Raw genomic sequence first — 12,949 nt, 5'->3', positions numbered from 1 at the left:
TGAACACATTGGAAACGTCTGTGGCTCAGGTGTACCAGAACCCCACTCCTGCGGGGTTGACGCAATCGGCATCACAGCAAGGGCGCGGGGGATGTGGGCACCAGGTCCAACGCCTCATGCCCCCCGGCACATTTGACGGTGTAGGGCGACGACGCCAGCCAGTGCAGCAGGGCGGGGTCGGACATGGGACGGGCCACCCAGAACCCCTGGATGCGGTGCACGCCCAGGCGAAGCAGGTGGTCCAGTTCCACCTGGGTTTCCACCCCTTCGGCCACCACCTGCAAGTTGAGCTGTTCGGCCAGGTCCTTGACGGTGCGCACCATCACGTCGTCACCACGGTCCAGGGGCACCACAAAGCTGCGGTCGATCTTGAGGGTCTGGAACGGCAGGGCTTGCAGGCGGTACAGCGACGAATGGCCGGTGCCAAAGTCGTCAAGCATGAATTCAAAACCCTGACGGTGCAATTCGGTCATGGCCAGGGCCAGCTCGGCGTCGGAGTGGGCCACCAGGCTTTCGGTGATTTCGAGCCGGACAGCCGAATGGGGCAAGCCGTGTGAGGCCAGCACACGCGGAATGTCCTCGACCAGGTTGAACTCCAGGAACTGCCGCAGCGAGAGGTTGACGCTGCACGGCAGGTCCACACCCCGCCGGCGCAGCCGCGCCACCATGCCACAGGCTTTGTCCAGCACCTGCATGCCCAGCTTGCCGATCAGGCCCGACTCTTCGGCAATGGGAATGAACTCGGCCGGGGACACGGCCTCGCCATCCAGCGACCAGCGGGCCAGGGCCTCGATGCTCACCACACGCTGGGCCACCATGTCCACCACCGGCTGGTAGACCACCTGGATGCCATCTTCGACCACGGCTTGCTTGAGTGCCTGTTCCAGGCGGTTGCGGCGTTGGGCCTCGGTCTTCAAGGCGTCGTTGAAGGTGGCGCAGCTGTCACGCCCCTGCTGCTTGGCCTGGTACATGGCCAGGTCGGCGTTGCGCAGCAGCTCGGCAGGGCCGGAGACCCCGTCGCAAAAGGCCAGCCCCACCGACCCGGTGGTGGCCACCTGCATGTCGTTGTGGGTGAAGGGCTGGCGCAGGTGCTCCAGGATGCGCTGGGAAAAGCCCGCCACCGCCTCACGCTGCACGTTTTGCAGCAGCACGGCAAATTCGTCGCCGCCCAGCCGCGCCACGATGTCGCCCTGGCGCACCGCCAGGGTCAGTTGTCGCGCCACATGCACCAGCAGGGCATCACCCACGTCGTGGCCAAAGCCGTCGTTGACGATCTTGAAGTTGTCCAGGTCCATGAGCATCAGGCAGCTGGTGCGGCTGCGGTGCTCAAACCCGTAGTAGGGCAGCTCGGACAACACCCGCTCCAAGCCTTGGCGATTGAGCAGGCCGGTGAGCGGGTCGTGGGTGGCGTTGTGCTCCACCTGCCAATGCACCAGCTTGACCAGCTCGTTGAGCGAGTGCCCCAGGTTGTCGATTTCGTCGCGCCCGGAGGCGGGCCAGGAGATGGACCAGTCGCCCGTGATGCGGTACTCGTCGGCCAGGTAAGAAAACCGCATGAGGCGGCGGATCACCATGGCGTACAGCAGGCTGTACAAAACCATGCCCCCCACGCCCGCCAGCAGGGCAAAGCCCCCCACCATCCACCACATGACGCCCCGGCGCTCGTCGGCCAGGGACTCATCCACCCGCACCTGCAAGGTGGCTGGCCACGGAGACAGAAGCTGCTGACTCACCCAGTGACCCAGGCCATCCCGCTGGGTGGTCAGCAACGCACCGGCTTGCGGCAGCAGGTCGAACTTCACGCCCAGTTGAGGCTGCAAGGCGCCAATGTAGTCGGCGTCGATCAGGCGCATCATGACCAGGCAACCGCGCGAAGGCTTGTCGGCCGCGGTGTTGCGCATGGGTGACCAGGACACCATCAGGGCCTGTTCCTGCACCCAGACCAGGTCGTTCACCCGCCCCTGGCAACGGCCCAGCGCACGCTCGCCGGACACGGCATCGCGCCATGCGGGCGGCAACTCAGGCTCCAGCCCTCCTGCCGTGGCGTAACGGGCCTTGAGCACCTTCCCTTGCAAGTCCATGACCTGCACCGCCTGCACCCGGATGTTGCGCATGGACGAGGCGGTGAAGTTGTCGTCCATGAAGGTGTCGGACGGCTTGCGCAAGAAGGCATAAAAGTCGTCCCAGTGAGCGTAGTCCACCAGCAGCTCGCCCAGGGTCTGGCTGTCGCGCTGGAGCACGGTGCGCACGCGCACCAAAGCGTCGTCTGCCGCGGCACGCTCGAACGAATCGAACGACCGGTTGAGCAGGTACTGCCCCAAGGTGAGCACCGCCCCCCCCACCAGCAACAGCACCACCGCCAAGCGCCCCACCAACCGCCGCCCCAGGCGGCCTTGCAGGGGCATCATCCGCACAGGGGGAGCCGCAGGGGGTTGAATCGGTTCGTGCACCGCATCCACCGCTTCGGCACGGGTGTGGTGAGGGTGATCAGGCGCATCCATGGCGCTGCCAATATAGCCCACAAGCACCGCTCGGCGTCAGGGCAACAACACGGTGCAGCCGGTGGTCTGGCGGGCTTCCAGGCTGCGGTGGGCGGCCTGCACATCGGCCAGGGCAAAACGCTGGTCGATGTGGATGTTCACCTGCCCCGACTGCACCACGGCAAACAGCTCGTCGGCCATGGCCTGGGTGCGTTCACGGCTGGTGATGTGGCTGAACAAGGTCTGGCGCGTGACGTACAACGAGCCCTTGGGACCCAGGATGCCGGGGGCAAACGGCGGCACCGGGCCGGAGGCGTTGCCAAAACTCACCATCAGGCCAAAGGGGCGCAGGCAGTCCAGCGAGCCGTCCCAGGTGTCCTTGCCCACCGAGTCGTACACCACCTTGACGCCTTGGCCCGAGGTGATGTCCTTGACCCGCTGGCTGAAGTTCTCCGTTCTGTAATTGATAGCAAACTCTGCCCCATTGGAAAGCGCCAGTCGGCATTTTTCATCTGAACCTGCGGTGGCAATCAGCCGCAGCCCCAGCGCCTTGGCCCATTGGCAGGCGATCAGCCCCACCCCACCCGCGGCGGCGTGGAACAGCACGAAGTCCCCGGCCTCCAGGCCCTCCACCGGCTTGCAGCGGCGCAGCAGGTACTGGGCGGTCAAGCCCTTGAGCATCATGGCCGCGCCGGTCTCGAAGGAAATGCCGTCGGGCAGGCGGCACACGTTCATGGCGGGCATGACCCGGCGTTCGCAATAGCTGCCCGGCGGGTTGGCGGCATAGGCCACGCGGTCGCCCACCGTCAGGTGGGTGACGCCCTCGCCCACCGCCTCCACCGTGCCCGCACCTTCCATGCCCAGTTGCAGCGGCAGGGGCAAGGGGTACAGGCCGGTGCGCTGGTACACGTCGATGAAGTTGAGGCCGATGGCGGCGTGGGCAATGCGCACCTGCCCCGGGCCGGGTTCACCCACGGGCACGGTGACCTGTTGCATCTGCTCCGGGCCGCCGGGTTGCTGGATCTGGATGGCCAGGGTGTGTGTGAGGGTCATGTGTTGTCTCCTGAAAAAAGGCGGATCACCAGCCCACGTAGGCCAGCATCACCTGTCCGGTGGTGGACAGGCGGGAGGTGGTCAAGGGGCTGTGGGCGGCAGCCCCCAGCAAACGGCCTTGCCCCACCTGCACCGACACCCGCCAGTGCCGGTCCACGGCCTTGGACATGCCCAGCCCCCAATGCCATTGCTCCCAGCCGCCACCGGGTTGCCACAGAGGGCGACTGGCGTTGGCCTGGGCCGCAGTCACGCCGTGAAACGTCTGCATGGCCCGGGTGTTGGCCCAGGTGGCCCCCAGGCTGGCGTCCAACACCCAGCGGTCGGCCACCGGCTGCTGCCAGCCCACGCCCAAGGTGGCACGGCCCCCTTGCCTGTGGGCCAGGTCCTGCTGCCAACCCACGCTGGCACGCCATCGCTCGGACAAGGCATACCCCGCCGACAGGCGCATGGCCAAGGAGCGCTTCACGTCGGGCAGGCCGACCAACAGGGGATCGTCCGCGCTGGTGCGCCCGTGCGTGAGGCGGAACCCCACGCCCAGCTTCCACCGGTTGGCGGCTTCCCACTGGGTGCTGACACCGCCCGCCACCGAGCCGCCGCTGAGGCTGCGGGCCGACGAGGTGGCCAGCATCCAGCGCCCCACCCGTCCGGCCAACACGGGGCGCAAGCCCACACTGCGGTCACTGGCCCCTGCCCGGCTGGGGCTGGAGGTGATGGCCATGCCCAGCACCCAGCGGGCCCCGGCCTCGGGGTCCACCTGCAACGGCGGCAAGGCGGTGGCCTCGGCCTGTGCATCCAGGGGCTGGCCGGGCGCAAACGGCTGGGCCTGCACCCCCGAACCCCACAAGGCACCCAGCCCGATCAATCCCCCGCAAACACTTCGAAAACCGTGGTTCATGGGAACCAGTATGCAACACGCTCACGCCTCTGCGGTGCATCCATTACAGTGCCCGTTCTCCTGTCATTCCCCACCTCCCCTTGCCCCCACCATGTTTCCAGGACTGACCCCCCGCAGTGCCCTGCTGCTGTCCACGGCCCCCTTGCTGTGGGCCGGCAATGCGGTGGTCGGTCGGCTGATGAGCGACCAGCTGCCGCCCATCACCTTCAACCTGATGCGCTGGCTCACCGTGCTGGTGCTGCTGTGGCCCCTGGCGTCGTGGGTGCTGCGCCGCGACAGCCCGCTGTGGACGCGGTGGCGGCGCATGGCCTTGCTGGGTTTTCTGGGCATGGGTTGTTACAACGCCCTGCAATACGTGGCGCTGAAAACCTCCACGCCCCTCAACGTGACCCTGGTGGCCTCCAGCTCGCCCATCTTCATGCTGGGGCTGGGCAGGCTGTTTTTTGGCGCAGCCATCCACCGCAGGCAATGGTGGGGCGTGCTGCTGTCCACCGCCGGGGTGCTGGTGGTGCTGACCCGCGGTGAACTCTCCCAACTGGGCGCCCTGAGGCTGGTGCCCGGGGACGTGCTGATGCTGCTGGCCACCGCCACCTGGAGCTGGTACAGCTGGCTGCTGATTCGCCCCCCGGCCCAGCAGCCTGACCCCGCCGCGCTGCGCGGCAACTGGTCGGCCTGGCTGATGGCGCAGGTGCTGCCCGGGGTGTTGTGGTCCAGCCTGTTCACGGGCCTGGAATGGACGCTGATGCCCGGCCTGCACATCCAATGGGGCTGGCCCTTGGCCCTGGCGCTGGTGTACGTGGCGCTGGGCCCCTCCATCCTGGCGTACTACTGCTGGGGCAACGGCGTGGCCGCCGCAGGGCCGCAGGTGGCGGGCTTCTTCGTCAACCTCACCCCCCTGTTTGCCGCCGTGCTGTCGGCGGCGGTGCTGGGCGAATGGCCCCACCTGTACCACGGCGTGGCGTTTGCGCTGATCGTGGGCGGGATCGTGGTGTCCTCCGGTCGGCGTTGACGGGGCGCCGACTCAGTACGTGCCCGGGTAGGCCCCACCGTCCAGCAGGATGTTCTGCCCCGTGAGGTAGCCCGCCTGCTGGCTGCACAAAAACGCGCACACCTGGCCGAACTCCTGCGCCGTGCCGTAGCGGCGGGCGGGGATCTGCGCCACCTGGGCGGCGCGCACCTGGTCGGTGGTCTGGCCCGACTTGGCCGCTGCGCCGTCGATGGTGGCCTTGAGCCGGTCGGTGTCGAACTTGCCGGGCAGCAGGTTGTTGACGGTCACGCCCTGGGCCGCGATCTGCGGGTTGCGCGCCAGCCCGGCCACAAAGCCGGTGAGGCCGCTGCGTGCGCCGTTGGACAGGCCCAGGATGTCGATGGGTGCCTTCACCGCGCTGCTGGTGATGTTGACGATGCGCCCGAACCCGCGCTGGGCCATGCCGTCGATGGTGGCCTTGATGAGCTCGATGGGCGTGAGCATGTTGGCCTCCACCGCGGCCAACCAGGTGGTGCGGTCCCATTGGCGAAAGTCGCCCGGCGGCGGCCCGCCCGCGTTGGTGACCACAATGTCAAACGCCGCGCCCGGCCCGCCCGCCACCGCCAGTGCGGCCTCGCGCCCGGCGGGGGTGGTGATGTCGGCGGCCACCGTCAGGATGCGCTGATTTTCAGAATGTTTTTGGCCTCTAGCGCTTTCATTGAAAGCGCAAGCAGCTCTTATTTCAATAGCAGCCTGTTCCAGAGCCTCTGCGCCCCGGGCCACCATCACCAGGTTCACTCCCTCGGCCGCCAGGGCCTGGGCACAGCCCAGCCCCAGGCCTTTGCTGGCCCCGCAGACCAGCGCCCATTTGCCCGTCAAACCCAAATCCATGTCGTCTGTCCTTTCAGGCTGCCAAGGCCGCTTCGATGTCGGCCACCAACTTGGCCGGGGTGTCCTGGGGCGCATAGCGGCGAATCACCTGCCCGTTGCGGCCCACCAGAAATTTGGTGAAGTTCCACTTGATGCCCTCACTGCCCAGCAGCCCGGGGGCCTGCTGCTTGAGCCAGCGCCACAGGGGGTGGGCGTCGCCGCCATTGACGTTGACCTTGGCCATCATGGGAAAACTCACGCCGTAGTTGAGCTGGCAGAACTGGGCAATCTCGGCATCGCCCTTGGGGTCCTGCCCGCCAAACTGGTTGCAGGGAAAACCCAGCACCGCCAGCCCCTGCGGGCCATGGCTGCGGTGCAGCGCCTCCAGCCCCTCGAACTGGGGCGTGAAGCCGCAGGCGCTGGCGGTGTTGACGATCAGCATCACCTGACCGCGGTAACGGTCCAAGGACACCGGCTGACCGGTGATGTCGATGGCGGAAAAGTCGTACACGCTGGCCGGGGTGGCCGTATTTGAGCTCATGAAACAGTCTCCTGAAAGGGGAATGGCACGATCAACGCGCCTTGGACGACGCCCGGGTGACCACCAGCACACCGGCCACCACCAGCACCGTGCCCGCAATGATCCACGCATTGAAGGGTTCACCCAGCAGCCACACCCCCATGGCAATGGTGGACATGGGGCCAATCATGCCGGTCTGGGCGGCCAGGCCAGAGCCGATGCGCTCAATGGCCATCATCACCATCAGCACCGGGGCCGCCGTGCAGGCCACGGCATTGAGCACCGACAGCCACACCACCTCAGGGGCCACCACCGCCGCCGACAGCGGGCGCAGCAGCACAAACTGCGCCATGCACAGCACACAGGCCACGGTGGTGGCCAGTCCCACCAGGCGCAACGAGCCCAGGCGCTTGACCATTTCGCCGCTGTAGACCAGGTAGATGGCGTAACTGACCGCACTGGCAAACACCAGTGCGCCGCCCAGCAAGGTGTGGGGCCCGTCAAAACGGACCTCGTGCCCGAACACCAGCAGCACGCCGCCATAACTCACCGCCATGGCCACCGCCTGCACGTGCCCGATGCGACGCCCGTACAGCCACCACCCCAGCACCAGCACCAAGGTGGGGTTGAGGTACAGGATCAGCCGCTCCAGGCTGGCACTGATGTACTGCAAACCCCAGAAGTCCAGAAAGCTGGCCAGGTAGTAGCCCGAAAACCCCAGCCCCAGCACGCCCGCCCAGTCCTTGCGCGACAGCGGGGCCTTGCCCCGGCTGGCCCACCAGGCCATGGCCGCAAACAGCGGCAGCGCAAACAGCATGCGGTACATGATGAGCGTGACCGCATCCACCCCGTGGCGGTAGGCCAGCTTGACGATGATGGCCTTGCCGCTGAAGGCGATGGAGCCTGCGGCGGCCAGCGCGAGGCCCACGGCCGTGTGAGCCGTCGCTGTGGGGTCTTTCAAAACAACCTCTCTCTCTTCTTGTGGGGTGACACCTCATCACGCAACAGTTTTTGAGGAAGTCACCTAATTCATCTTGCGTTAATCTGATTTACACTGGCCGTTCATTATTCTTGTCAATGATCTGGATCAACGATGGCCCACCATGCTCAATCCACGATTTCGCCGCATCAGACCCATGCATGGGTTCATGCATCGACCCATGGTGTGGCACAAATCGGCCTTCAGCACAGTGTGGTTCGCCTGAGATCATGGCCCACACTGTCCACCATGCCGTCGGAACTGACGCCAGACATTGCCCGGGTTTGTGCTCTGTTGGCAGTGCGCCCCACGGGCGTTCCACTGGTGCACCTGCTGTTGGGCCTGCCTCGGGACCACGTGAGTGGCATCGTCGGCATGCTGCACGAATTGGGTCACCTGACCAGCGCGGCACACGTCAGCACCAAAACATCGGTCTCTCCACAACGTCCTGACGAACTTGTCTCGCCGAACCTCGCGCGAGACACCCTGCCCCCCCCTTCCACCCTGGTGCAACGTCTGTGGCGGCGACTGTCCGCGCATTCGGGGTAACGCATGGAGTGGTCTATCTTGTTCATGGGGCCTGTGGGTGCAGGCAAGACACAAGCCATACGCACCCTGTCGGACATCGAGACCGTCGGCACCGACGTGCAAGCGTCGGACTGGGCAAGCCTGATCAAACCCCAGACCACGGTGACCATGGACGTCGGCATGTTGGAGCTGGACCAAGGTGACCGGGTTCGCTTGCTGGGAGCCCCCGGACAAGACCGCTTCGACTTCATGTGGGACATCCTGCTGAAACAGGCGCAGGCGGTGGTGGTGCTGATTGACCACAGTCGGGACAGCCGTTTGGCCGACCTGGATCATTTCATTCGGCAAATCGGCTGGCGAGTCGAAAACCGTCGCCTGCCCTTGATCATCGGCGTCACCCATGTGGACATCCAGCCCACCCGGGATTTGGAGACGTACCACCGTCGCATCTACCAGCTGTCACCGCACTACGCTTGCGGTGTGGTTCCCGTTTTCCCGGTAGACGCCCGCAATGCCACCGACGTTCGTGCGCTGGTGATCAGCGTGGCGGCCATGCTGGAAATGGAGCAGCGTTTTGGTCAACGGTGAAACCGTCCCCGCCGTGCCACCGCAGCCTGTGCTCTCGCTCAACGGTGTGGGCTTGGCGTTCCATGAGCGCACCGTGCTGCGGTCGGTCAGCTTCCAGGTGCCCGCCACGGGCTGCACCGTGCTCCTGGGGCCAGCGGGCACCGGCAAATCCGCATTGCTGCGTACGCTGGCGGGCTACAACGACAACCACCCCGCGCTGCGACGTTGGGGCAACGTGCTGTACCAAGGACAAGCCCTGTCGCCTGCACACCGCCCGTCCATGGTGATGCAAAAAGCCCAGCTGATGGTGGCCAACGTGCTGGACAACCTGCAGGTGGGGCTGCCCGACCGAGCCCAATGGACGCGGGCGCAGCAGATGGAGCGCATCACCGCACACGTCAACGCCTGGGGCGAAGGCTGGGTGAGCTCGCTCTACGCCGTGCCCGTGGTCAGCTTGAGCCTGCACCAGCAACGCATCGTGGCCATCCTGCGTGAAACGCTGCGTCAGCCCGCGTTGCTGATGCTGGACGAACCCACGGCCGGATTGCCAGAGGCGGACGCGAACCGCGTGATCCAGCTGATGTCCCGCGTTGCCGAGCAACGGGCCGTGCTGGTGGTGATGCACCATTTGGCACAGGCCCGTGAACTGGCCCACCAAGTGGTGCTGCTGGCCTGTGGCAGCGTTCAGGAAGCGAGCGACGCCGCCCGCTTCTTCAGCGCGCCAAGCAGCGAAGCAGGACAGCAATTCCTTCGAACCGGCTCCTGTCCGGAAACCGCCACAGCCCGCCCATCAGCCGCCGGTGCAGGACGCTGGACAAGCTCTGCGTTGCCCCCCAGCGCGGGCCGTGGCCCCAACGGCTTCGTCTGGCTGATCCCCGGTGAACTGGCCGGTACGCCCTGGCCAGGCATCGTGAGTGATGTCACCCACGACCTGAAGGCCCTCCATGACGTGGGCATCACCCGCTTGATCAACCTCACGCCCGAACCCTTCAACGCCGCCTTGGCCAAAGGCTTTGGCATAGAGGTTTTCCAGAGCCCCATCGCCGATGGGCAAGCCCCCACCGCCACGCAGGCGGCCCTGCTGTGCACCCAGTTGGAGCAATGGATCCAAGCGGGCGAAGTCATTGCCCTGCATTGCCGTGCCGGGTTGGGCCGAACCGGCACGCTGTTGGGCGCCTTCTGGCTGTGGCGGGGCAATGGCACACGCAGCGCCGTGGAAAGCGTGGAAGTGATCCGGCGACTCAACCAAAACATGATTCAAACGATGGCGCAAGTGGAGTTTCTGCACACATTCGCCCAGCGCCTGTCGTCTGCCCCCAGCAAGCCGTTGTTGACGGCCTCCCCCAGTGACCATGGGCCATGGTCTGCCCCCTCCCCACACGAAAAGGAAAATTCCCATGAGCAAACTTGACGACAACCTGCAGCGCGCCATGACCAGCATCCCCGAATGCCTGGCTGCTGGCATGGTGGACCTGGCCTCTGGCATGGTCCTGAGCATCAAGACCGTGGACTCCCACCCCAGCCAAGTGTTTGACTTGCTGGCCGCGGCCACCTCCGACCTGTTCCAAGGCCCCAACGTGGTCGCCATTGAGCAGGTGTTCAAAAAAGCCCGCGGCCTGCCCGAAAGCCACGACCACCACTACTTTCAGGAAATCATCGTCAACAGCGACAACCTGATCCACGTGTTCCTGCGCGGCAAGCGCCAACAGCAGGTGGTGTGTTTTGTGTGCCGCAAAGGCGCCAACCTGGGCATGGTGCTCACCAAAGCCCGTTTGGCCATGCCCGACGTGGAAGCCGCCCTCTGAACCTGGGCGCCCCCACACGCACGGCAGATCCGTGGGCTGCGTGAACCATGCACAACACAGACAAAGAACAGTTGGTCAGCCGGTTGCGGGGGGTGCTGCGCAACCTCCAAGTGACGCTGCCCGACATTGAGGCCTCTGCGGTGGTGACGGTGGACGGCATCACCATCGCATCCCAACTGACCTCTTCAGCCGACCCAGACCGGCTGGGGGCCATGTGTGCCTCGTTGCTGGCCTTGGCCGACCGGGCGGGCCGGGAGGTGAACCGGGGCCGCCTGCGCCAGCTCATCCTGGATGGCAGCAGCGGCCCCATGCTGCTCACCCATGCGGGCGATACCGCCGTGCTGGCGGTGGCTGCCGCACCGTCCATCAACCTGGGACGGCTCATCTTGGAAACGCGCAAGGTGGCCGCTGAGGTGCAGGCACAGTTGCCCCATCCGGGCTGAGCACCATGCCCACCCTGACCTACCAGAGGCACTGCGTGCCATGCCACGACGGGGAAACCGTGCTGGCCGCACTGACCCGCCACGGCCTGAACATCCCTTTCTCGTGCAAAAGCGGCGTGTGCCGTCGCTGCATGCTGCGCTGCACCGACGGCGAGGTACCGCCCGCGATGGCCACTTTCCTGCCCCCACCACTGCTGGCACAAGGGCTCGTGCTCGCTTGCCAATGCAGACCACGGCACGACCTTGCGCTGGCCCCCGTCGACAAGCCCCCCGCCAACCCAACCCCGGAACCCGGGCTGCCACAGCCCGCAGACGCCCTGCAACCCAACCCCGCGCTGTGGGCCGCGCTGGGCCATGGTCAAGCCGTGCGCACCCTGCTGGAACGGTTTTATGCCCAGGTGTATGCCGACCCGGTGCTCAGCCCCTTTTTCGGACGGGTCACGCTGGATCGGGTTATCGACAAGCAATACGCCTTCATGCGCCAGTGCATCACCGGCGAACCCGTGTACCTGGGCGAGCAACCCGACAACGCCCACCACTGGATGGTCATCTCCGAAGAGGTGTTTGATCGACGCCAGCGCCTGATGCGCCAGACCCAGCAGGCCTGCGGCTGGAGCCCCGAACAGATGCACGCCTGGGCGCAAATTGAAGAACGGTTTCGCAACCACATCGTCAAGGCCCAGCCCCGCCCCAAACGCATCGGTCACCTGAGCGTGGACACCGAGGGCCTGGACTCGGTGGTCTTGGACGTGGGCACCGTTTGTGACCATTGCGGGCAGGAAATTCCTGCGAACACCCTCGTTCAGTTCCACAAACGGCTGGGGCTGGTGGGTTGCCGCGATTGCACACCGTTCATCCATGCCGCAACCTGACCCCACCCGGGCATCACCCACGCCCAGGCCACCCTGGCGCCCCCCTGTGGCACCACGTTACCTGCACGCCTTGCCCTGTGGGGTTGTCCGATGGTTGGGGCGAAAGCCGCCTGCCGACCCGGACGGCACCACCTTGCACCGGCTGTTCACCCACATCCTGTTCGCCCCCTCCCCGGTGGCCCTGGACTTGCCCACCTGGTCCCGCACCCTGAACATGCCGTCCCCGAACCTGGCCCAAGCCTTGTTCGCGCTGAACCGCGAACACTGCGTGCAGGTGGACACCCAAGCCCAAACCCAAGCCACACCAGGCTGGCACACCCTGCAAGAGCAACTTCATGCCATGTCTATCCGGCTGGGCCGCACCCCGCTGGTGCTGGCCGACCCGGATGGGCTCTGCATCCACGCCTGCCACGCCGCCGCCGAACCAGCCCAAGCGCTGGCTGCCTCGGACGCCCCCTTGTTGCACCGCATGCCCCTGTTCATGGGCGTGCGCCCCTTTCAACTGGTCAGCCCGGCTGCACTCCCCACCACCGACCCGGGTTGGACCGACATTGCCCGCAGCTTGTGGGTCCTGACGCCGCGCTCCGCATGAACATCGAAGACGCACTCCGCCCGATCACCCTCTGCCCCGGGGTGGAAGGTGTCGTGATCGCCTCCGCAGAAGGGCTGCTGCTCGCCGCTCACGGACAACTCCAGGGTGACGAAGCAGCCGCTTGCGCTGCCCAGCTCACCATTGAAACCCAGACCACCATGGCCATCCTGGGCCACGAGCGCCCCATGGAAGCCATGCTGTGGACGGACACCCACGTGTGGTACCAAACCCGCACCCCGTCCAACCACTCTGTGCTGGCGGTGTCAGCCAGCCACGCCCACGCCGGGGCCCTGCGAATGGCCGTGCTCTCGGCGCTCCCCGCCATTCAGGACGCCATGGACCAGCTGCACACCGACCCGGCCACCCACGGGGATTGAC

Annotated in this window: 15 protein-coding genes; 9 read left to right on the top strand and 6 right to left on the bottom strand. The window is 66.0% G+C overall.

Going from position 1 to position 12,949, the window contains the following annotated elements; translation table 11 throughout:
- Positions 1-71: 71 nt before the first annotated feature.
- The 3 genes from ACYVB7_RS05435 to ACYVB7_RS05425 are packed head-to-tail and all read right to left on the bottom strand — an operon-like array spanning position 72 to position 4,428.
- Positions 72-2,501, bottom strand: coding sequence for a putative bifunctional diguanylate cyclase/phosphodiesterase (locus tag ACYVB7_RS05435; RefSeq protein WP_460505596.1), 2,430 nt, complete (start codon positions 2,499-2,501; stop codon positions 72-74).
- Positions 2,502-2,537: 36 nt separating this feature from the next.
- Positions 2,538-3,533 carry a quinone oxidoreductase family protein gene (locus tag ACYVB7_RS05430; protein WP_460505595.1) on the bottom strand — a complete coding sequence of 332 codons (996 nt, stop codon included), beginning with the start codon at positions 3,531-3,533 and terminating at the stop codon, positions 2,538-2,540.
- A 25-nt stretch (positions 3,534-3,558) separates the two neighbouring features.
- The gene (locus tag ACYVB7_RS05425) at positions 3,559-4,428 is read right to left on the bottom strand and encodes a MipA/OmpV family protein (protein ID WP_460505594.1); all 870 of its coding nucleotides are present in this window, start codon (positions 4,426-4,428) and stop codon (positions 3,559-3,561) included.
- A gap of 91 nt (positions 4,429-4,519) precedes the next feature.
- Between ACYVB7_RS05425 and ACYVB7_RS05420 the strand changes: the two genes are divergently transcribed.
- Entirely contained in the window at positions 4,520-5,437 is a 918-nt protein-coding gene (locus tag ACYVB7_RS05420; RefSeq protein WP_460505593.1) for a DMT family transporter, read from the top strand.
- Between the two features lie 12 nt (positions 5,438-5,449).
- Here the strand turns inward: ACYVB7_RS05420 and ACYVB7_RS05415 are convergent, their stop codons facing one another.
- The 3 genes from ACYVB7_RS05415 to ACYVB7_RS05405 are packed head-to-tail and all read right to left on the bottom strand — an operon-like array spanning position 5,450 to position 7,746.
- Complete coding sequence (locus ACYVB7_RS05415; RefSeq protein ID WP_460505592.1) at positions 5,450-6,286, bottom strand: Rossmann-fold NAD(P)-binding domain-containing protein; 837 nt, start codon at positions 6,284-6,286, stop codon at positions 5,450-5,452.
- Between the two features lie 13 nt (positions 6,287-6,299).
- Positions 6,300-6,806, bottom strand: coding sequence for a glutathione peroxidase (locus ACYVB7_RS05410; protein ID WP_460505591.1), 507 nt, complete (start codon positions 6,804-6,806; stop codon positions 6,300-6,302).
- Positions 6,807-6,837: 31 nt separating this feature from the next.
- On the bottom strand, positions 6,838-7,746 hold the full coding sequence (locus tag ACYVB7_RS05405; RefSeq protein WP_460505590.1) for a DMT family transporter: 909 nt from the start codon (positions 7,744-7,746) through the stop codon (positions 6,838-6,840).
- Between the two features lie 267 nt (positions 7,747-8,013).
- On the opposite strand from ACYVB7_RS05405, the gene ACYVB7_RS05400 reads away from it, so the two are divergent.
- From ACYVB7_RS05400 to ACYVB7_RS05365, 8 genes are read left to right on the top strand one after another with little or no spacing between them, the layout of a single operon-like run.
- Positions 8,014-8,313, top strand: coding sequence for a hypothetical protein (locus ACYVB7_RS05400; protein WP_460505588.1), 300 nt, complete (start codon positions 8,014-8,016; stop codon positions 8,311-8,313).
- Between the two features lie 3 nt (positions 8,314-8,316).
- Positions 8,317-8,880: a GTP-binding protein gene (locus tag ACYVB7_RS05395; RefSeq protein ID WP_460505587.1), complete on the top strand. Its 564-nt coding sequence runs from the start codon at positions 8,317-8,319 to the stop codon at positions 8,878-8,880.
- Positions 8,881-8,893: 13 nt separating this feature from the next.
- Positions 8,894-10,270: a phosphatase domain-containing putative toxin gene (locus ACYVB7_RS05390; protein WP_460505586.1), complete on the top strand. Its 1,377-nt coding sequence runs from the start codon at positions 8,894-8,896 to the stop codon at positions 10,268-10,270.
- On the top strand, positions 10,257-10,664 hold the full coding sequence (locus ACYVB7_RS05385) for a hypothetical protein (protein WP_460505585.1): 408 nt from the start codon (positions 10,257-10,259) through the stop codon (positions 10,662-10,664). The genes ACYVB7_RS05390 and ACYVB7_RS05385 overlap by 14 nt, the downstream gene beginning before the upstream one ends.
- Before the next feature lie 47 nt (positions 10,665-10,711).
- Positions 10,712-11,107 (top strand): roadblock/LC7 domain-containing protein, encoded by a 396-nt coding sequence (locus tag ACYVB7_RS05380; protein ID WP_460505584.1) that lies wholly within the window; start codon positions 10,712-10,714, stop codon positions 11,105-11,107.
- Positions 11,108-11,112: 5 nt separating this feature from the next.
- Positions 11,113-11,979, top strand: coding sequence for a 2Fe-2S iron-sulfur cluster-binding protein (locus tag ACYVB7_RS05375; RefSeq protein ID WP_460505583.1), 867 nt, complete (start codon positions 11,113-11,115; stop codon positions 11,977-11,979).
- Positions 11,980-12,025: 46 nt separating this feature from the next.
- The gene (locus ACYVB7_RS05370; RefSeq protein ID WP_460505582.1) at positions 12,026-12,571 is read left to right on the top strand and encodes a hypothetical protein; all 546 of its coding nucleotides are present in this window, start codon (positions 12,026-12,028) and stop codon (positions 12,569-12,571) included.
- Positions 12,568-12,948, top strand: coding sequence for a roadblock/LC7 domain-containing protein (locus ACYVB7_RS05365; RefSeq protein WP_460505581.1), 381 nt, complete (start codon positions 12,568-12,570; stop codon positions 12,946-12,948). The genes ACYVB7_RS05370 and ACYVB7_RS05365 overlap by 4 nt, the downstream gene beginning before the upstream one ends.
- The last annotated feature ends 1 nt before the right edge of the window (position 12,949 follow it).

This window comes from Hydrogenophaga soli (genome assembly GCF_054777695.1).
Note: the sequence above shows the minus strand (reverse complement) of the source record. Positions and strands in the feature narration are given on the sequence as shown.